The organism is Vibrio sp. UCD-FRSSP16_30 (assembly GCF_001676025.1).
Lineage (GTDB): Bacteria > Pseudomonadota > Gammaproteobacteria > Enterobacterales > Vibrionaceae > Vibrio.
This window is the reverse complement of record NZ_LZFW01000035.1, coordinates 1-18,508: the sequence shown is the minus strand read 5'-3', so window position 1 is coordinate 18,508 and position 18,508 is coordinate 1. Positions and strand designations below refer to the sequence as shown.

The 18,508-nt window shown below is 42.6% G+C and carries 22 protein-coding genes; 15 read left to right on the top strand and 7 right to left on the bottom strand.

The features are described from left to right. Positions 1 to 11 precede the first annotated feature (11 nt). Both astD and A9260_RS11615 read left to right on the top strand, forming a co-directional pair. Complete coding sequence (gene astD, locus A9260_RS11620; protein ID WP_068699146.1) at positions 12 to 1,475, top strand: succinylglutamate-semialdehyde dehydrogenase; 1,464 nt, start codon at positions 12 to 14, stop codon at positions 1,473 to 1,475. Between the two features lie 10 nt (positions 1,476 to 1,485). Then, complete coding sequence (locus A9260_RS11615) at positions 1,486 to 2,277, top strand: DUF1338 domain-containing protein (protein WP_068699144.1); 792 nt, start codon at positions 1,486 to 1,488, stop codon at positions 2,275 to 2,277. A gap of 92 nt (positions 2,278 to 2,369) precedes the next feature. Here the strand turns inward: A9260_RS11615 and crp are convergent, their stop codons facing one another. The 6 genes from crp to A9260_RS11585 all read right to left on the bottom strand — a co-directional run bounded on the left by crp (position 2,370) and on the right by A9260_RS11585 (position 7,858). Beyond that, positions 2,370 to 3,002: a cAMP-activated global transcriptional regulator CRP gene (gene crp, locus A9260_RS11610; RefSeq protein ID WP_017036097.1), complete on the bottom strand. Its 633-nt coding sequence runs from the start codon at positions 3,000 to 3,002 to the stop codon at positions 2,370 to 2,372. Positions 3,003 to 3,221: 219 nt separating this feature from the next. Further along, a complete protein-coding gene (locus A9260_RS11605; RefSeq protein ID WP_068699142.1) occupies positions 3,222 to 4,091 on the bottom strand; it encodes a phosphoribulokinase in 870 nt (289 codons plus the stop codon). 72 nt (positions 4,092 to 4,163) lie between these two features. Then, positions 4,164 to 4,385 (bottom strand): YheU family protein, encoded by a 222-nt coding sequence (locus A9260_RS11600; RefSeq protein WP_068699140.1) that lies wholly within the window; start codon positions 4,383 to 4,385, stop codon positions 4,164 to 4,166. A 26-nt stretch (positions 4,386 to 4,411) separates the two neighbouring features. Next, entirely contained in the window at positions 4,412 to 5,386 is a 975-nt protein-coding gene (locus tag A9260_RS11595) for a hydrolase (RefSeq protein WP_068699137.1), read from the bottom strand. Then, the gene (locus A9260_RS11590; protein WP_068699135.1) at positions 5,383 to 5,928 is read right to left on the bottom strand and encodes a TIGR02444 family protein; all 546 of its coding nucleotides are present in this window, start codon (positions 5,926 to 5,928) and stop codon (positions 5,383 to 5,385) included. Before A9260_RS11590 ends, A9260_RS11595 begins: the two co-directional genes overlap by 4 nt. Before the next feature lie 10 nt (positions 5,929 to 5,938). After that, entirely contained in the window at positions 5,939 to 7,858 is a 1,920-nt protein-coding gene (locus A9260_RS11585) for an ABC transporter ATP-binding protein (protein ID WP_068699133.1), read from the bottom strand. 118 nt (positions 7,859 to 7,976) lie between these two features. On the opposite strand from A9260_RS11585, the gene kefG reads away from it, so the two are divergent. From kefG to slyD, 4 genes are all read left to right on the top strand, one after another. Then, entirely contained in the window at positions 7,977 to 8,573 is a 597-nt protein-coding gene (kefG, locus tag A9260_RS11580) for a glutathione-regulated potassium-efflux system ancillary protein KefG (protein WP_068699131.1), read from the top strand. Beyond that, positions 8,560 to 10,371, top strand: coding sequence for a glutathione-regulated potassium-efflux system protein KefB (gene kefB, locus A9260_RS11575; protein WP_068699129.1), 1,812 nt, complete (start codon positions 8,560 to 8,562; stop codon positions 10,369 to 10,371). The genes kefG and kefB overlap by 14 nt, the downstream gene beginning before the upstream one ends. Continuing rightward, positions 10,361 to 10,558 carry a YheV family putative zinc ribbon protein gene (locus tag A9260_RS11570; protein WP_068699127.1) on the top strand — a complete coding sequence of 66 codons (198 nt, stop codon included), beginning with the start codon at positions 10,361 to 10,363 and terminating at the stop codon, positions 10,556 to 10,558. The genes kefB and A9260_RS11570 overlap by 11 nt, the downstream gene beginning before the upstream one ends. Before the next feature lie 87 nt (positions 10,559 to 10,645). After that, positions 10,646 to 11,197 carry a peptidylprolyl isomerase gene (slyD, locus tag A9260_RS11565; RefSeq protein ID WP_068699125.1) on the top strand — a complete coding sequence of 184 codons (552 nt, stop codon included), beginning with the start codon at positions 10,646 to 10,648 and terminating at the stop codon, positions 11,195 to 11,197. A 121-nt stretch (positions 11,198 to 11,318) separates the two neighbouring features. Here slyD and A9260_RS11560 read toward each other — a convergent pair whose 3' ends face one another. Then, entirely contained in the window at positions 11,319 to 11,561 is a 243-nt protein-coding gene (locus A9260_RS11560) for a SlyX family protein (RefSeq protein ID WP_068699123.1), read from the bottom strand. A gap of 334 nt (positions 11,562 to 11,895) precedes the next feature. Here A9260_RS11560 and fkpA point away from each other — a divergent pair, with 334 nt between their 5' ends. The 9 genes from fkpA to A9260_RS11515 all read left to right on the top strand — a co-directional run. Continuing rightward, the gene (gene fkpA / locus A9260_RS11555) at positions 11,896 to 12,690 is read left to right on the top strand and encodes an FKBP-type peptidyl-prolyl cis-trans isomerase (RefSeq protein ID WP_068699121.1); all 795 of its coding nucleotides are present in this window, start codon (positions 11,896 to 11,898) and stop codon (positions 12,688 to 12,690) included. A gap of 145 nt (positions 12,691 to 12,835) precedes the next feature. Further along, positions 12,836 to 13,561 carry a helix-turn-helix transcriptional regulator gene (locus tag A9260_RS11550; protein ID WP_068699447.1) on the top strand — a complete coding sequence of 242 codons (726 nt, stop codon included), beginning with the start codon at positions 12,836 to 12,838 and terminating at the stop codon, positions 13,559 to 13,561. A gap of 1 nt (position 13,562) precedes the next feature. Further along, positions 13,563 to 13,955: a sulfurtransferase complex subunit TusD gene (tusD, locus tag A9260_RS11545; protein ID WP_068699119.1), complete on the top strand. Its 393-nt coding sequence runs from the start codon at positions 13,563 to 13,565 to the stop codon at positions 13,953 to 13,955. Further along, positions 13,952 to 14,308: a sulfurtransferase complex subunit TusC gene (gene tusC, locus A9260_RS11540; RefSeq protein ID WP_068699117.1), complete on the top strand. Its 357-nt coding sequence runs from the start codon at positions 13,952 to 13,954 to the stop codon at positions 14,306 to 14,308. The genes tusD and tusC overlap by 4 nt, the downstream gene beginning before the upstream one ends. A gap of 2 nt (positions 14,309 to 14,310) precedes the next feature. Then, on the top strand, positions 14,311 to 14,586 hold the full coding sequence (gene tusB, locus A9260_RS11535; protein ID WP_068699115.1) for a sulfurtransferase complex subunit TusB: 276 nt from the start codon (positions 14,311 to 14,313) through the stop codon (positions 14,584 to 14,586). A 195-nt stretch (positions 14,587 to 14,781) separates the two neighbouring features. After that, the gene (gene rpsL / locus A9260_RS11530; RefSeq protein WP_005417208.1) at positions 14,782 to 15,156 is read left to right on the top strand and encodes a 30S ribosomal protein S12; all 375 of its coding nucleotides are present in this window, start codon (positions 14,782 to 14,784) and stop codon (positions 15,154 to 15,156) included. 117 nt (positions 15,157 to 15,273) lie between these two features. Continuing rightward, on the top strand, positions 15,274 to 15,744 hold the full coding sequence (gene rpsG / locus A9260_RS11525; protein ID WP_017073678.1) for a 30S ribosomal protein S7: 471 nt from the start codon (positions 15,274 to 15,276) through the stop codon (positions 15,742 to 15,744). Positions 15,745 to 15,881: 137 nt separating this feature from the next. Further along, positions 15,882 to 17,975 (top strand): elongation factor G, encoded by a 2,094-nt coding sequence (gene fusA / locus A9260_RS11520; protein ID WP_068699113.1) that lies wholly within the window; start codon positions 15,882 to 15,884, stop codon positions 17,973 to 17,975. A gap of 148 nt (positions 17,976 to 18,123) precedes the next feature. Next, positions 18,124 to 18,508 (top strand): GTP-binding protein (locus A9260_RS11515; protein WP_231892593.1); only part of this gene is annotated, 385 nt, incomplete at its 3' end.

Below are 18,508 nucleotides of genomic sequence, written 5' to 3'. Positions count from 1 at the left end.
GGATGAATAACATGCAAACACATTTTATTGCTGGCGAATGGATTTCAGGGCAAGGCCATGAAATTCAATCGTTATCTCCCTATAACAGTGACGTTATTTGGCAAGGACACAGTGCAAGCACAGGTCAAGTTGACTTAGCGGTATCTAGCGCTCGACATGCCTTTTTGAGTTGGAAGAAATACTCTTTTGCACAACGAGAAAAAATTGTGCTCGGTTATGCGCAGCTACTCAAAGACAATGCCGAATTAATTGCAGAAACAGTGGCGAAAGAAACGGGCAAGCCATTATGGGAGACTCGAACAGAGGCGGCTGCAATGGCAGGCAAGATAGCTCTTTCGATTCAGTCTTATCATGAACGTACTGGTACTAAGCATAAACAAGTTGCTGGTAATGATGTTACTTTGCAGCATAGACCTCTCGGTGTTTTAGCTGTTTTTGGCCCGTACAACTTTCCTATGCACCTTCCTAATGGGCATATTGTGCCTGCGTTACTTGCCGGAAACACAGTGGTATTTAAACCTTCTGATCTTACGCCATTGTGCGGTGAGTTAGCGGTTAAGTTATGGCATGAAGCAGGGTTACCAAATGGTGTTATTAACCTAGTACAAGGTGCCAAAGATACTGGGGTAGCGCTTGCCCAATCTTCGCAAATTGATGGGCTGCTATTTACTGGCAGTGCTAATACCGGTCATATTCTTCATCGTCAATTTGCCGGTCAACCAGAAAAAATGTTGGCGTTAGAGATGGGTGGAAATAACCCGCTGATTGTGAGTAAGCAGTATGGAGAGATCGATGCTGCGGTGCATACCATTGTGCAATCGGCGTTCATTAGTGCAGGACAGCGCTGTACTTGCGCTCGCCGCCTATATATCCCTCAAGGAGAAGCAGGGGATACTTTACTTCAGCGCCTTGTTGACGTTACTGCAAAGCTTAATATGGATCAGCCTTTTGCTAAGTCACAACCTTTTATGGGCTCTCTCATTTCTCAAACGGCAGCCGAGCAAATTATCTCAGCTAAACAATCTCTTATAGCCCTTGGCGCTAAAGTGTTATTAAACGGTGAATTGCTCAATGATGCGTTTGTCGCCCCGATTATTTTGGATGTAACGGATATAACGCAATTGCCTGATGAAGAGTATTTTGGTCCATTGCTGCAAGTAGTGCGTTTTTCTGAGTTTAGCGATGCGGTTGCACTGGCCAATAACACTAAATATGGTTTATCAGCGGGGTTGATTTCGACCAATGATGATGAATGGGCACTGTTTTGCGATGAAATTCGCGCCGGTATCGTAAATCGAAATCGTCCTATTACTGGGGCAAGTGGCGATGCTCCGTTTGGCGGACCTGGCGCTTCGGGTAATTTACGCCCAAGTGCGTTTTATGCTGCGGATTACTGCGCGTATCCGATGGCGTCAATTCAAGGAGAAGCACCAATTTTGCCGGATACTTTGTCTCCGGGAATGGTGTTTGATTAGGGGAGGGGTTATGGGTGTCCAAAAGCTACTTGACCGGTTGTGGGATGATTTTAATCTACGACTGTGTCCATCATCGCAAGTCATTCATGAGTTATTAAAGCAAGATAAAACCCTAATTAATGATCATATTGCGTTGCGTACATTCTCTTGTTCACCCATTGATTTAGAGGTGTTAGCAAGACCATTTATTGAACTTGGCTATCAAGTGGGAGGTGATTATGTCTTTAAAGCTAAGAAGCTTGTCGCTAAGCATTATCAGCACCCTGATCCTTTAATGCCCAAGGTCTTTATCAGTCAGTTACAACTGGATTTATGTTCTGCTGAATTACAAACCATTGTGGCCAAATTGACGGCTCAGATAGAGATAGGAAAATTAAAAGGTTCGGCTTTCCTGCATGGCGGAAGGTTATGGGATTTAAGCTTTGCTGATTACCAAACATTGGCGAAAGAGAGTGAATATGCGTCATGGGTGGCCGCCCATGGGTTTGGTGCAAATCACTTTACGGTGAGTGTGAATCAATTAGCGCAGTTTACTGAAGTGGGTGAGGTGAATTGTTTTTTAAAGAAACACTCATTTGTGATTAATGAATCAGGCGGAGAAGTAAAAGGTACACCGCAAGTATTACTAGAGCAGTCCTCAACGATGGCGGATAAAGTTACAGTACAGTTTTCTGAGGGCAAGCAGCAGATTGCGGGTGGTTTCTATGAATTTGCTAAGCGCTATGAAGATTGTAATGGAGAGCTTTATCAGGGGTTTGTAGAGGCGTCTGCCAATAAGATATTTGAGAGCACTAATGGGTAGCGATAGCCATTAACTATTAATTATTGAGCTTATAAAAAAACCGCGGTTATATGTATGACCGCGGTTTTTTGCATCTATAAATCTAGTATGGATTAACGAGTACCGTAAACCACAATAGTTTTGCCGTGTGCAGAGATAAGATTCTGCTCTTCTAGCATTTTCAAGATACGACCAACAGTCTCACGAGAACAACCTACAATCTGACCGATCTCTTGACGAGTGATCTTGATTTGCATGCCGTCTGGGTGAGTCATTGCATCAGGTTGTTTAGCTAGGTTTAGTAGAGTCTGAGCAATACGACCAGTAACATCAAGGAATGCAAGATCACCTACTTTTTGGCTAGTAACTTGTAGACGATTAGCCATTTGCGAAGAAAGACGCATTAGGATGTCTGGGTTCACTTGAATAAGCTGACGGAACTTCTTGAATGAAATTTCTGCAACTTCACATGGAGATTTCGCACGTACCCAAGCAGTACGTTCTTGATCTTCTTCAAAAAGGCCTAACTCACCGATGAAGTCACCCTGATTTAGATAAGAAAGAATCATTTCTTTCCCTTCTTCATCTTTGATCAATACTGCAACTGAACCTTTTACGATGTAGTAAAGAGTTTCAGCTTTCTCACCAGCGTGGATCAATGTGCTTTTTGAAGGGTATTTGTGGATGTGGCAATGTGACAAAAACCACTCTAAAGTTGGATCTGTTTGAGGTTTACCTAAAACCATAATCTTATCTTCCTCTCTCAGCGAGTATAATTATATTCCCAGACGTCGCCATCGAGCGGGCGCGGGGCGTAGTTGCTGCTACTACTTTTTTTTGCAGTACGAATAGTAACTTTTTTTCAGCTACATTTCTTGATCTTGATCGGTTTGAATTGCTTATTTTGCAAGCAAAAGCGTGTCCTCAATCACACTATCAATAAGAGTGTGATTTGAGTCGAAGCTCTAACCTATCTTTCCAGTCTCTAGTAGCTGTTGCAAGATAGGACGGATAATCAATTCCATAGCAAAGCTCATCTTACCGCCAGGGACAACTAATGTATTGTGCCTTGACATAAATGAGCCATCAATCATGGCTAAAAGGTAGGGAAAATCGACATTTTTAAAACCGCGCATACGGATAACAACAAAGCTTTCATCTAAGCTGGGTATCCCTTTTGCGTTAAGTGGATTAGAGGTATCGACGGTAGGAACGCGCTGAAAATTAATATGAGTGCGTGAAAATTGCGGTGTAATAAAGTTTAGGTAGTCATCCATTGAACGAACAATAGAATCCATGACCGCTTCTCGTGAATGGCCTCTATCGCGAGTATCACGTACAAACTTTTGAATCCATTCAAGGTTCACAATAGGAACCATACCAATCAAAAGGTCGACATGCTTGGCAACATTACAGGTACTGTCTACCACACCACCATGTAAGCCTTCGTAAAATAATACATCGCTATTTTCTGGGAGTTCTTGCCAAGGGGTGAAAGTGCCTGGCATTTGATTGTGCGGTACGGCTTCATCAAAAGTATGCAGATAACGGCGTACTTTACCTTCCCCTTTTTCACCGTACTCTTGAAAGAATGTCTCCAGTGCCGGGAAGTCATTAGCTTCAGGTCCAAAGTAGCTAATATGTCGTCCTTGCTCTTTGGCTTTGCGGATAGCGACGTCCATTTCAGGGCGAGTAAAGCGATGGAAACTATCACCTTCAATCCATGCCGCTTTTACATTCATCATGTTGAACATCTTGCGGAAGGCTTCAGAAGTGGTCGTTGTACCTGCGCCAGAGGAACCCGTTACCGCAATGATTGGATGTTTAGCTGACATGACTTTCCTTGTCTATGTAATGGTCTTAAATAAAAATGGACGGTATATAAATACCATTATATCAATCTTATGTCATAAAGGCTTTTCATTACGACTGGCTTTTATGTCAATACTTTCGTGTAGCTCAGAGTAAACAATAATGGCCGTACCTTGTTGTAGCTGACCTTTAATCTGTTCAATTTTATTGTCTAGAGAGATTTCAATCTCTCCATAGTCGGTACCTTCTCTTAGAATATATTCTTTGATCAGATTATCGAGTGTTTCTGGGGCAATCTCTTTCCAAGGGACAATCATGTTATAGGTACTTATAGGCTTGGCGATTAACGCGTAAATTTATCATAAAAGTTGGGTAGAGCCATCTCTAGCCAAAAATTAGGTGCTTTTAAGGAACCAGCAACAAATCCAACGTGTCCGCCGTGATTCATTAAGTGGTATTGCAAATTGTTATTTAGGGTAAATGTCGGAATGACCTCATCTGTCATGAATGGGTCGTCTTTAGCATGAATGATGTTGGTGGGTATACGAATGTCATTTAGCCTAGGAAGCCCTGAACATTGTGTGTAGTAATCCTTTGCATCGACGTAACCGTGCAATGGTGCCGTAATCGCATCATCAAACTGATGTAGAAAACGCATGTTATTTAAAGTCGTGCTATTGATAGTGATCACATCTTCCAGCAAATGCATTTTTTGTAATGTGTGTTTTTTAAGAGAGTTAAGTAGATAGCTTTGATAGAGCTTAGAAAACCCTTGTTCAATACGCTTAGAGCAAGCGGCTAAATCCAAAGGAGCACAAATTACAGTGGCTTCATCAACTAAAGGTTGCTCAGTATAGTTTGCCAAATAGTTGACCAACATATTGCCCCCTAAAGAGACACCAACCGCCACTTTTGGGTTGTTGGGGTAGCGTTTGTGAATGTGCTCAAGAAAGAAGCGTGCATCTTCGGTTTCTCCTGAGTGATACGCCCTTGCTTGTTTGTTCGGTTTTCCGCTGCAGCCTCTAAAATGCATCATTACTGACAGCCAACCTTTATTGGCAAAAGCGTGCATTAGGCCATTGGCATACGTGCTATTAAAACTGCCTTCTAAACCATGAAATAAAATGAAAATAGGCTTGTTGTGTGTCTGTGCATTTTGCCAGTCCTCACTCCAAGCAAGATCAAGAAAATCATCATCTGTTGTATGCAGAGTTTCCCATACGGGTGTAAATAAAGGCTGTCTGCGAATCAATCTTGGCATCAAGGTTTGTAGGTGTGGATTGCGTATACCCCAATGGGGAGAAAAGCTGTTGTTCATGATTTTTTCTTAGTGCTTATTTTAGACAGGGTTTTCTTAGGCAGTGGTTTGTTGAGTATTTTAATTAGTGATATCGCGCCAAGTTGGTGGCAGTAGTTATCGACCAAATGGGCTGAGTCAGTTTTGCTTAGCTCAAGACTGAGAATTGCGTTCAGAATATCGTTTTGTTGCTGACGCTCTAGCTGTAACTCAAAGCTTAAAACATCTTGATAGATGCAGGTAGGCAGGTGTTGTTTTGTTTTACGCCTTAATGCCCTAAAGGGAGTCAACAAAGCCTCGGTTGGCTCTAGGCTATGCTGTATCTGAGTCCATTGTTTTTGAGCTGATTGCATCTGGGGCGACTGCTTGAGAGATGACGGATCAGAACAAAAACCAATATCCTGTGCATCAAGCCAGCTTAATGCAATAAGCAGATTAACGTTGCCATTGAACTGGTCTTGAAGGATCAAACACGCTTGATTAACTTCTGGCCTTGAGTAGTACAGTAAGCCGTACTGCCATAGATGCTCAGAAGTTAACTGATTAAGCGTGTGTTGATTCATCTATTACCTGCTATTCACTATCAATCTGCGCTTGCATATCTTCGAGGGTTTCTTGGTCTGTCATCCATTCCATTTCGACCTCTTCAAGCTCAGATTTAGCACTGGCTTGCTTGCTCAGTACTTGAGTGAGTGTAGCTTTGTTTTCTGCTTGATAAAGGTCAGTATCAGAGAGTTGTTCTTCACACTGTTCTAAAGCTGAGTTGAGTTTATCCATTTTCTTTTCGAGCACAGTGATGTTTTTACGAATTGGTGCCGTGAGCTTGCGAAATTCTGCTTCTTTACGTTTTTGATCTTTTTTAGTGGCAGCCGAGTGTACCGAGGATTTAACAGTATCTTTTGATTGTGCTTTTTTGATTTCTTTTTGTTGGTCGGTTAGCCACTTGTAGTAGTCAGTCAGGTCGCCATCAAAAGGTTCAACTTGTTTGTCGTGTACAAGATAAAGATCATCGGTGGTAGCACGTAATAGGTATCTATCGTGACTGACAATAACCATTGCACCTTCAAAGGTTTGTAGCGCCATGGTTAAGGCTTGACGCATGTCTAAATCAAGGTGGTTGGTTGGCTCATCGAGTAGTAGCAAGTTTGGTTTTTGCCATACCAGTAGCGCGAGCACAAGGCGTGCTTTTTCACCACCAGAGAACGGCGCGACTTTATCTAAAGCTTTCTCACCTTTAAAGCCAAAACTACCCAGATAATCACGCAGTTGTTGCTCGGTATATTTAGGGGCAATTTGCATTAAGTGTTGCAGTGGTGTTTCTTCTGGGTGCAGTGTTTCTAACTGATGCTGGGCAAAGTAACCAATTTTAACGCCTTGGGAGTAGGTCAGTTCGCCGCTTTTTGGCGCAAGTTCACCGGAGAGTAATTTGATTAGTGTGGATTTACCCGCGCCGTTTCGCCCGAGTAGACCAATACGACTACCGGGGACTAGATTTAAACGGATCTTTTCAAGGATGAGCATGTCATCGTAACCGGCAGATACATGATCCATCATAACGATTGGATTAGGTAGCGTTGCAGGCTCACGAAACTCAAAGCTGAATGGATTATCAAACTGAGCAGGAAGTACTTGCTCCATTTTCTCCAATGCTTTAATTCGGCTCTGCGCCTGACGTGCTTTTGACGCTTTATAACGAAAACGGTCGATATAGCTTTGCATGTGCGTCATTTGCTTTTGCTGCTTTTGGAACATCGCTTGTTGCAGCATTAATTTTTGCGCACGCTGATTTTCAAACGAAGAATAGTTACCGGTGTATTCGTTTAGTGCTTCGTTCTCAATATGAATAATGCGACCAATAATTGGGTCTAAGAAGTCTCTATCATGGGAAATGAGTACTAAAGTACCTCGATAGTTTTGCAGCCAGCGTTCAAGCCACATTACCGCATCAAGATCCAAGTGGTTGGTTGGCTCATCGAGTAGTAGTAAGTCTGAACGACAAAGTAGTGCTTGCGCTAAGTTAAGGCGCATACGCCAACCACCAGAAAACTGGGTGAGGTTCCATTCCATTTGCTGCTGAGAAAAACCTAAACCATCCAGAAGTTCGGCGGCGCGTGCACGGATAGAATAGCCACCGATGGTTTCTATTTTGCCATGCAGCAGTGCCACTTTATTACCGTCATCTTCTTGTTCCGCCTTGGCTAAGTCGGCTTCTAATTGACGATATTCTCGGTCACCATCAATAACATATTCGATAGCGGCTCGCTCTAAAGCTGGTGTTTCCTGAGCAACCCAAGCCAGTTCCCAATGTTTAGGCTGTTTGAAGTCGCCTGCATCTATGCTTAATTCGCCTTTCATCAAAGCAAAAAGTGTTGATTTACCACATCCGTTTTTCCCAACAAGGCCAACCTTGTCACTAGGGTGGATAGTGGCTGATGCATCTTGTAGAAGGGGTTTACCGCCGCGCAGTAATTGAATGTTTGAAATCGTTATCATGAGAATGTAGGTACTAATCGAATATGTTGGTTCGCATATTAGGGTGAATAGGGGTAAAAGTCGATCTCTTGGCGTGATAGGATGAGGTTAACGTAACAGTTAAGGAAAGTGTCAAGGAATGACAACACTATCTGCTTACCCCTCAAATCCCCCGAAAGTGCTGGTGATTTATGCGCACCCAGAGCCTAATAGCTCTGTGGCAAACTTGCGCATGATTAACGAAATTAGCTCTTTACCTAATGTCACAGTGCATGACCTTTATGCTGAATACCCAGATTTTTTTATTGATGTCGCCATAGAGCAGCAGCGCTTGTTAGAGCATGATGTGATTGTATTTCAACATCCGATGTTTCTTTATTCATGCCCTTCATTACTCAAAGAGTGGATGGACCGAGTGCTTGATAAAGGTTTCGCGTTTGGTTCGCAATGTGCCCTTAGCGGCAAGTATTGGCGTAGTGTGATTACCACTGGTGGGCAAAAGTCGGCTTTTTCTCCTCAAGGTTATAATAAGTATCCGTTAGAGCAAATTTTACAACCATTTGAACTTACCGCAGCCCTTTGTCGAATGGAGTGGTTTGAGCCGTTGATTTTGTACTGGTCACGAGCGATCTCTGATGCCGAGCGTGATGCACATGCTTGCCAGTATCGACAGTGGTTGTCTGACCCTTTTGCTGAACTCACTCATCAAAAGGAGAATCATGATGGCTCTAACTAATGAGTTAATTGAAAGCAGTGTGCTCTTTCTTGGCGCGGCAGTTATTGCCGTCCCTTTAGCACAGCGTTTAGGGCTTGGCTCTGTCTTAGGTTATTTGCTTGCTGGTGTTGTGATTGGCCCTTGGGGTCTGTCATTAATTAGTGATGTGGACTCCATACTGCATTTTTCTGAACTTGGCGTGGTACTGCTTCTATTTTTAATTGGCTTAGAGCTTAATCCGAAAAAACTATGGGCGATGCGCATGCCTATTTTAGGGTTAGGCGGAGCTCAGGTTGTTGTTTCTACGTTATTCATTTCTATGGCCGCGTATCTGTTAGGGCAGACATGGGCCAGTAGCTTAGCCATCGGTATGGGGCTTGCTTTATCTTCTACCGCTATTGCTCTTAGGGTAATCGACGAACAAGGACTCGCAGGCTCCGAAACTGGCCAGTCTGGTTTTGCGGTTTTACTATTTCAAGATATTGCCGTGATTCCTATGCTGGCGCTGTTGCCTTTACTTGCCGGAGAAGTGACTGGAAACTGGACTGATAGTGGTATGACACTATTAGCCGTGATTGGATTACTTGTTGCAGGACATTTTTTACTGCGACCGCTATTTCGCTTTGTTTTGTCTACCGGAACCCGAGAATTATTTACCGCCGCCGCATTATTGGTGGTATTTGGTATCGCCGTCTTTATGCAGCACCTAGGTTTATCTATGGCCTTAGGTACTTTCTTGGCAGGGGTGTTGTTAGCAGAGAGTGAATATCGACATGAATTAGAAATTACCATCGAGCCTTTTAAAGGCTTATTACTGGGGCTATTTTTTATTTCGGTCGGAATGTCCGTTAATCTCGGATTGTTATTTGAAAATCCAGTGCTGATTTTGGCAACGGTAGTGGGATTGGTGGCCAGTAAAGGGCTTATCTTGTACGTATTAGCCCGTTTATTTGGCACTAAATCTAAGTCACGCAGTCGAATGGCGGCCATTTTAAGTCAGGGTGGCGAGTTTGCTTTTGTTATTTTTACCGCGGCGTTAGCTCTGGGATTATTATCTTCTTCAGTGGCCAGTTTTCTGTTGGTCGTGGTCAGTTTATCAATGGTGACTACGCCATTAATTTTGAAAGTTCAATCGTGGATTTATTCACGCAGTATCAATACACAAGATGAGTCTATTCCTCATGAGCAACTGCAAAATCGCAGTCCACGAGTAATTGTGGCCGGTTTTGGTCGATTTGGTCAGGTCGTTGGCCGTTTGATGTACGCCAATAAAATAAAAATCACCATACTAGAGAGCGATCCTAGCCAGATAAAATTGCTACGCAAATTTGGTTATAAAGTCTATTACGGCGATGTCACCAACTTAGAGTTACTGCGTTCAGCGGGTGCGGAGCAGGCAGAGGCCATTGTGTTGTGTACCGACTCTCCAGATGAAGTCATCCAAACTGTTGAGCTTTGTCAGCAGCATTTTCCAAATCTTAAAGTGTTAGCGCGCGCGCGCAGTCGAGTAGAGGCTTATCAATTGCTAAATCATGGTGTCACTAGCTATTCGAGAGAAACCTTTTTAGGTGCTTTGGATTTAGGTCGACAATTGCTGGTGGCCCTGGGAATGCATCCACATCAAGCTTCACGCGCCGAAAAGCACTTTAGTAAATTGGATAACACCATGCTTAAAGAGTTGCTTCCGCAGCATAGTGATGAAAGTGATTTAAGCTTGCGAGCAAAAGAAGCACGTAAAGAACTCGAAGAGATTTTTGGACGAGAAATAGAAAATGAACGTCAGTCCAACTACTACTGGAATAAACAAGATGAAGACTAGAAAACGATTTATTGCCGGAGCCCAATGCCCTGAGTGCAGTACTACTGATACTTTACGTTGGTGGGAATTAAATAATATAGAGTGGGTAGAATGTGTCAGTTGTGACTTTAAAGAGCAACGGACTCCAGCAGAAAAGCCAACCCAATTACAAGAACAGGAAATGATTGGGATCTTTAAACCAGAATAAAATTAAGCGCTAGCCATTACAGAGCTAAATCTGTATTATTGCGCCTCTTTTTTGAACAGTTGAATGACCAACTTTTTTGGAGTGACTATGAAAATCGACAATAACTCAGTAGTAAGCCTAGCGTATCAAGTAAAGCTTGAAGAAGGCGTAGTTGTTGATCAAGCGAGTATTGATGCACCATTGGATTATCTTCACGGACACGACAACCTAGTAGTTGGTTTAGAAAAAGCACTTTCTGGCCGCTCTGTAGGCGATAAGTTCAGCGTAACTGTCGGTCCTGAAGAAGCTTACGGTGAGCATAGCGATACTATGGTTCAACGTGTTCCTGCGAACGTTTTCCAAGGCGTTGAGCAAATTGAAGTTGGCATGCGTTTCCTTGCTGAGACAGATCAAGGTCAAATCCCAGTAGAAATCACTGAAGTTGATGGTGATGAAGTTGTTGTTGATGGCAACCACATGCTTGCTGGCCAAACTCTAAGCTTTGAAGTTGAAGTTGTCGCTGTTCGCGCTGCAACTGAAGACGAAATTAAGCAAGGCCACATTCATAAAGAAGATGCTCATAGTCACGATGATGATCATGAGTGTTGTGGTGGTAAAGGCGATTGTGGCAACGGTGATGATTGCTGCTCAAGCCACTAAGAATACCTAATTAATAAAGCCTCCCTTGTGGAGGCTTTTTTGTTTTAACCAACTAGGCTGATCAGAGAATTGCTACGATTGGTATAAAATAGGCTGTGATTATTTTACCTAGCAACACTAATTAATAGTGTGGTGGTGGTGTCTCTTCAGTAGGGTCCGCTAAATTAGAGCCATCGATATTTTTTACCTTACCGACAACATATTTCATTTGATGCTGCATTTTAGAAATAAGCAGTTGCTGCTGACTTAGAGCGTCATTTAACTCATCGATAGTTTGTTCTTGAAATGCCGCTTTACATTCAAGATCATCAATTTTTTGATTGAGTTGCTTAATTAAGTTAGAAATCTCTGACGTACTTGACATTAAACTGAGCCTATTGAGTCGATAACGGTGTGCAGTTTACCTTAGATTACCTTGTTCTTCATCTCCTATCCCTTTGCTACCATTATTGTGTTTTATTACTAAAATGAACCAATATTACTTTTATCTATAGGATGTTTAGGGAACTAATAGAAATAAAGGGGTCTAAAAGCCTACCGCGCACATTTTTACGTAGAAATGACAATTAATAGTTGTCGTGAAGTAATTATAAATCGTACATTGAACTGTAATTTGTTAATTTTAATAAGGTTAACAACAATAATCTGCACCTATGAGTGCTTATAGCAAATGGCTAGGCCATGATTTGGAGAATTAAATGAAATCAATGCTAAAATTTTCTCTGCTTGCAGCAACTGTTGCCCTAGCAGTTGGTTGTCAAAAAGAAGAAGCACCAAAGGCAGATACAGCAGCTCCAGCGGAAACAGCCGCTGCGGCAGATGCAAACGCAATGCAATTTAAATCTGATGATGATAAAGCGGCATACGCAATCGGTGTTTCATTTGCAACTTACCTGAAGTCTAGCGTAGAGAAACCAAAAGAAATTGGTATTGAACTCAAAGATGAGATGGTACTTAAAGGCATTACTGATGCATTCGGTGGTAACGCTGGTCTTAACGAAGATGAGATTCGTCAAACTCTTGAAGGCCTAGATGCTCGAGTTAGCAAAAAAATGGCTGACCAAGCCGCTGAGAAATCAGCTGCAGCATTAAAAGCGGGTAAAGACTTCCGTACAGAATTTGCTAAACAAGACGGCGTGATGAAAACTGACTCTGGTATTCTTTACCAAGTTGAGACTAAAGGCGACGGCGCAACTCCTAAAGCAACTGACGTAGTTAAAGTTAACTATGTAGGTACGTTAACAGACGGTACTAAGTTCGATAGCTCTATCGATCGTGGCGAACCTGCAACGTTCCCTCTAAACCGTGTTATCCCAGGTTGGACAGAAGGTGTTCAACTTATGAAAGTGGGTTCTAAGTACAAGTTTGTAATTCCACCTGAGCTTGCTTACGGCGACCAAGAGTCTCCTTCAATCCCAGCTAACTCAACTTTAGTCTTTGAAGTTGAGCTTTTAAGCATTGAAGCACCTGCTGAGCAACCCGTTAAAAAGTAATATGAAACACTTATAAAACCGAGGCTTGCCTCGGTTTTTTTTTGTTTTGTTTATGATTTGGATCAGAATATTGGGGCGTTAATTAAGCCAACACTCTCTTTTTTCAAATAATCTGATAAACTTTAATCTAATATTTGAATTGAAACTGGATAAGCTAGTGAATACAGAAACTGTGAACACAGAATCACTTTTAGAGTTAGATTCTGTTGATATCAAACCTTTTACTGAGCATGACAAGATTATTCTTCGTTCGTATGAGGCTGTGGTTGATGGTATTGCTAGCTTAATTGGACAATTTTGTGAGATTGTTCTGCATTCGTTAGAAGATCTTAATACCTCTGCCATTCGTATTGCCAATGGTGAAAATACCGGCCGTAAAGTGGGCTCTCCTATCACTGTTTTGGCATTGAAAATGCTAAAAGACATTGAAGGCTCAGAAAGAAACTTCTCTCGCTCTTACTTTACTCGTGCAAAGGGTGGGGTGCTTATGAAGTCGATTACGGTTGCGATTCGCAATGGTGATAATCGTGTTATCGGTTTGCTGTGTCTTAACGTCAACCTTGATGCGCCTTTCTCTCAAGTTCTGACTTCATTTATGCCAACAGAAGAAGCGCAAGCGGCAGCTTCATCGGTTAACTTTGCTAGTGATGTTGAAGAGCTAGTCGATCAAACGGTTGAACGCACAATTGATGAAGTTAATGCTGATAAGCTAGTTTCAAATAACACTAAAAACCGTCAGATCGTGATGGAGTTATTCGACAAAGGCATCTTTGATATTAAAGATGCGATTAACCGTGTAGCCGATCGCTTAAATATCTCAAAACATACCGTGTACCTTTATATTCGTCAGCGTAAAACTGAGGACGAATAAGTTGAGCTTAAGCTATACCTTAGTGGTCAGCGGTGAGGTCTATGGTGAGCAATCAAGTTTAAATGCTTACCAGTTTGCCCAAGCGTTGATTAAGAAAGGTCATCGTTTAGTCAGTGTGTTTTTTTATCAGCAAGGTGTGACTAACGGTAATACCCTGACGGTGCCTGCCAACGATGAATTTGATTTAGTCTCTGCATGGCAACAACTTAGCCTAGAGCATGGTGTGTTATTACAGACCTGTGTTGCGGCCGCTTTACGTCGAGGTATTGTTGGTGAAGAAGAAGCCGGTCAACATCAACTTCCTCAGTCAAATTTAGCGAAAGGCTTTGAACAATCAGGTTTGGGCAGTTTGGCTGAATCTTTGCTTACTCAAGATAGAGTGGTGCAGTTTTGAAGAAGATCGCTTTTATCTTTAGCCATAGTCCGCATGCGACATCCCATGGCCGTGAAGGGTTAGATGCGGTACTTGCGACCTCCGCTTACAGTGAAAACTTAGCATTGTATTTTGTGGGAAAAGGCGTGAGTCAGTTACTCAAAAATCAACATCCACAATCTATTCTTAGTCGAGACTATATTTCGGCCTTTGGTCTGCTTGAACTCTATGATGTAGAAGAAGTGTTTGTTTGTGCGACAAGTTTGTATGAACTTGGCTTTACCGAGCAAGATTTAATATTAGAAGCAACGGTTCTAGAGCATGCTGATATTGCACAGAATATTGCAAGCTGCGATGTCGTACTAAGGTTTTAATTATGCTGCATATAGTGACTCAATTACATTTAATAGAAGATGCTGCTCGATACGCACTTGATAAAGATTGCCTTTTATTAGTTGAAGAAGCCGTTTATGCGGTTAATCCACAACATAAAGCACACAAACTGTTGCCAAAAGAGGTGACTATTAAAGTACTTAGTGCTGATCTTATCGCAAGAGGGCTTGAGTCAGCTTGTGCTAAAAATATTGATAGTGTCGATTTTTCTGGTTTTGTTGACCTTACTGCGGAACATAGTAAGTCTCTTACTTGGTAACTAGACACTTTTATAGCCTGTGACAATCCCCAAACCTTCATGATTTAGCACACTTAGCCCTAGTGGTTAAAAAAGATCCGTATATTTCTTGACACCCCCCCCGTCCCCGAATAGAATTTCGCGTCCCTAATTGCACTAGTGTGATAGGGCTTAGATTTTTCACAAAGCTTATTTTCAGTAATCAGGAGCTAGTTAATGGCAACTATTAACCAGTTGGTACGTAAGCCACGTGCAAAGCAAGTTGTTAAAAGCAACGTGCCTGCACTAGAAGCGTGCCCACAAAAACGTGGTGTATGTACTCGTGTTTACACTACTACACCTAAAAAACCTAACTCAGCACTTCGTAAGGTTTGCCGTGTTCGTCTAACGAACGGCTTTGAAGTGACTTCGTACATCGGCGGTGAAGGTCACAACCTTCAAGAGCACAGTGTTGTTCTTATCCGTGGCGGTCGTGTTAAAGACCTTCCTGGTGTACGTTACCACACTGTACGTGGCGCACTTGACTGTGCTGGCGTAAATGACCGTAAGAAAGGTCGTTCTAAATACGGTGTGAAACGTCCTAAGTCTTAATGTTTCCTTTCTTTTAAAGAAAGGCGTTAAGTAAGGCCAAACACTCAATTTCATATTTTTAATTTTGAAGAAACTGAAAAGTTTTGGATAACCTGAAGAAGACAATGGAGAATTCCTATGCCACGTCGTCGCGTTATTGGTCAGCGTAAGATCCTTCCAGATCCTAAGTTCAAATCTGAACTGCTGGCAAAATTCGTTAACATCCTTATGGTTGACGGAAAAAAATCTACTGCAGAGAAGATTGTTTACACTGCACTAGAAACTATGGCTGAGAAGTCTGGTAAAGACCACTTAGCTGTATTTGAAGAAGCTCTTGAAAATGTTCGCCCAGCGGTAGAAGTTAAATCTCGCCGTGTAGGTGGTTCAACTTACCAAGTACCTGTAGAAGTACGTCCGGTTCGCCGTAACGCACTTGCTATGCGTTGGGTAGTTGAAGCTGCGCGCAAGCGTGGTGAAAAATCTATGGCTCAACGCCTAGCTGCTGAAATGCTAGACGCGTCTGAGAACAAAGGTACTGCGGTTAAGAAACGTGAAGACGTTCACCGCATGGCTGACGCTAACAAAGCGTTCGCACACTACCGCTGGTAATCCCTCGGTAATACCTTTAGTGCAGCGAGCCTTGCTCGCTGCATTTCTCTATTTTTCAGAAAGGAAAAATAGGGTCTATTCATATTTTAAAATCCCATTTTTAAAACATTAATAGTCCCTAATAAGAGGATAGAATCGTGGCTCGTAAAACTCCTATTGAGCGCTACCGTAATATTGGTATCGTAGCTCACGTAGATGCAGGTAAAACAACCACAAGTGAGCGTATTCTATTCTATACCGGTCTCTCTCATAAAATTGGTGAGGTTCATGACGGCGCAGCTATCATGGATTGGATGGAGCAAGAGCAAGAGCGTGGTATTACTATCACATCTGCGGCTACCACCACCTTTTGGCGCGGTATGGAAGCTCAATTCCAAGATCATCGCATCAACATCATTGATACCCCTGGACACGTAGATTTTACTATCGAAGTAGAGCGTTCATTGCGCGTACTTGATGGTGCAGTTGTTGTATTCTGTGGTGCGTCTGGTGTTGAACCACAATCTGAAACCGTTTGGCGTCAAGCTGATAAATACGGTGTTCCTCGTTTAGTGTTCGTTAATAAAATGGACCGTACGGGTGCAGATTTTCTGCGTGTAGTTGACCAAATCGAAGAGCGCCTTGGTGCGACTCCAGTGCCGATTCAATTGAATATTGGCGCTGAAGATGAGTTTGCTGGCGTAGTTGATCTTATCAAGATGAAGCGCATCAGCTGGAATGAAGCTGATCAAGGTATGTCTTTTAGTTATGAAGATGTGCCTGCTGATATGCTTGAAAGTGCAGAAGAGTGGCGAGTTAACTTGGTTGAAGCTGCGGCTGAAGCTAACGAAGAGTTAATGGACAAGTATCTTGAAGAGGGTGAATTAAGCGAAGCGGAGATCAAACAAGGTCTGCGTATTCGAACCCTTAACAATGAAATTGTATTAGCAACTTGTGGTAGTGCCTTTAAAAACAAAGGTGTTCAAGCTGTACTTGATGCTGTTGTTGATTTCTTACCATCACCAATTGACGTACCTGCGATCAAAGGTGTGGATGAGAATGAAAACGAAGTTGAGCGTCATGCAGATGATAAAGAACCGTTTGCCGCACTCGCATTTAAGATTGCAACTGACCCATTTGTCGGTACTCTGAGCTTTATTCGTGTTTACTCTGGTGTTGTAAAAACAGCAGAGACAGTTTACAACTCAGTAAAACAGAAAAAAGAACGTCTTGGACGTATAATGCAAATGCATTCGAACAAGCGTGAAGAAGTGAAAGAAGTGCATGCAGGTGATATTGCCGCGATTATTGGTCTTAAAGACGTAACCACGGGCGATACTCTATGTGATCAGAACCATAAAGTGATTCTGGAACGTATGGAATTCCCTGATCCTGTAATCCAAATTGTGGTAGAACCACGTTCTCAAGCAGACCAAGACAAAATGGCCATTGCTTTAGAGAAGTTGGCTGCAGAAGATCCTTCTTTCCACGTAGAAATGGACGACGAAACGGGACAAACACTGATCTCTGGTATGGGTGAGCTTCACCTAGACATTATCGTTGACCGTATGAAACGTGAATTCAGCGTTGGTTGTAACGTAGGTAACCCACAAGTGGCTTACCGTGAAGCAATTCGTGGCACAACTAAAGTTGAAGGTAAATTTATTCGTCAAGGCGAGCGTAATCAATATGGTCACGTTTGGCTGAAACTTGAGCCATCAGAGCCGGGCGAAGGTTTTGTTTTTGAGAATGAAATTGTGGGTGGTGTTGTTCCTAGCGAATACATCAGTTCAGTATCGAAAGGTATTGAAGAGCAAATGATCAATGGTGTGCTTGCTGGCTATCCTATGCAGGATGTCAAAGCAACTTTGATTGATGGTTCTTACCATGATGTCGACTCAAGTGAGATAGCGTTTAGAATCGCTGCCTCAATGGCGTTTAGGGAAGGTGCACTTAATGCACAACCAATTCTCCTTGAACCAATGATGAAAGTTGAAGTGACCACCCCAGAAGATTGGATGGGTAGTGTAGTAGGGGACTTAAACCGTCGCCGAGGCATTATAGAAGGCATGGAAGATGGTACTGCTGGACTGAAAGTAATTCGTGCACAAGTACCACTATCTGTCATGTTTGGCTACTCAACAGACTTGCGTTCAGCGACACAAGGCCGTGCTTCTTACTCTATGGAGTTTAGTGAGTACGCTGAAGTGCCGAAGAATGTGGCTGATGCTATTATTGCCGAGCGTGGTTAATAATTTGGCGCAATCTAGAACTGATGAAATTTTCAGATCAGCGCGCCTAAATATTGCGCTAAAGGCGTTTGATGCTTAAAATAGCAAATTCTGGCGCGCCTCGACTATTTTCAGTCGTGGCGAATCATAACTAGGAAGGAACACGATCGTGTCTAAAGAAAAATTTGAACGTACGAAACCGCACGTTAACGTTGGTACTATCGGCCACGTTGACCATGGTAAAACAACTCTAACTGCTGCTATCTGTACTACTTTGTCAAAAGTATACGGTGGTGAAGCTAAAGATTTCGCATCTATCGATAACGCTCCTGAAGAGCGTGAGCGCGGTATCACAATCGCTACTTCTCACGTAGAGTACGATACTCCTGAACGTCACTACGCACACGTAGATTGTCCTGGACACGCCGATTATGTTAAAAACATGATCACTGGTGCTGCTCAAATGGACGGCGGTATCCTAGTTGTTGCTGCTACAGATGGCCCTATGCCACAAACACGTGAGCACATCCTACTTGGTCGTCAGGTTGGTATTC

Excerpts from the sequence above, each read along its gene's own strand:
- A9260_RS11585 (WP_068699133.1), bottom strand. The coding sequence starts at position 7,858 with ATGATAACGATTTCAAACATTCAATTACTGCGCGGCGGTAAACCCCTT.
- A9260_RS11615 (WP_068699144.1), top strand. The coding sequence starts at position 1,486 with ATGGGTGTCCAAAAGCTACTTGACCGGTTGTGGGATGATTTTAATCTA.
- kefB (WP_068699129.1), top strand. The coding sequence starts at position 8,560 with ATGGCTCTAACTAATGAGTTAATTGAAAGCAGTGTGCTCTTTCTTGGC.
- crp (WP_017036097.1), bottom strand. The coding sequence starts at position 3,002 with ATGGTTTTAGGTAAACCTCAAACAGATCCAACTTTAGAGTGGTTTTTG.
- A9260_RS11590 (WP_068699135.1), bottom strand. The coding sequence starts at position 5,928 with ATGAATCAACACACGCTTAATCAGTTAACTTCTGAGCATCTATGGCAG.
- astD (WP_068699146.1), top strand. The coding sequence starts at position 12 with ATGCAAACACATTTTATTGCTGGCGAATGGATTTCAGGGCAAGGCCAT.
- kefG (WP_068699131.1), top strand. The coding sequence starts at position 7,977 with ATGACAACACTATCTGCTTACCCCTCAAATCCCCCGAAAGTGCTGGTG.
- A9260_RS11595 (WP_068699137.1), bottom strand. The coding sequence starts at position 5,386 with ATGAACAACAGCTTTTCTCCCCATTGGGGTATACGCAATCCACACCTA.
- rpsG (WP_017073678.1), top strand. The coding sequence starts at position 15,274 with ATGCCACGTCGTCGCGTTATTGGTCAGCGTAAGATCCTTCCAGATCCT.
- A9260_RS11560 (WP_068699123.1), bottom strand. The coding sequence starts at position 11,561 with ATGTCAAGTACGTCAGAGATTTCTAACTTAATTAAGCAACTCAATCAA.
- slyD (WP_068699125.1), top strand. The coding sequence starts at position 10,646 with ATGAAAATCGACAATAACTCAGTAGTAAGCCTAGCGTATCAAGTAAAG.
- A9260_RS11605 (WP_068699142.1), bottom strand. The coding sequence starts at position 4,091 with ATGTCAGCTAAACATCCAATCATTGCGGTAACGGGTTCCTCTGGCGCA.
- A9260_RS11600 (WP_068699140.1), bottom strand. The coding sequence starts at position 4,385 with ATGATTGTCCCTTGGAAAGAGATTGCCCCAGAAACACTCGATAATCTG.
- fkpA (WP_068699121.1), top strand. The coding sequence starts at position 11,896 with ATGAAATCAATGCTAAAATTTTCTCTGCTTGCAGCAACTGTTGCCCTA.
- rpsL (WP_005417208.1), top strand. The coding sequence starts at position 14,782 with ATGGCAACTATTAACCAGTTGGTACGTAAGCCACGTGCAAAGCAAGTT.
- tusB (WP_068699115.1), top strand. The coding sequence starts at position 14,311 with ATGCTGCATATAGTGACTCAATTACATTTAATAGAAGATGCTGCTCGA.
- A9260_RS11570 (WP_068699127.1), top strand. The coding sequence starts at position 10,361 with ATGAAGACTAGAAAACGATTTATTGCCGGAGCCCAATGCCCTGAGTGC.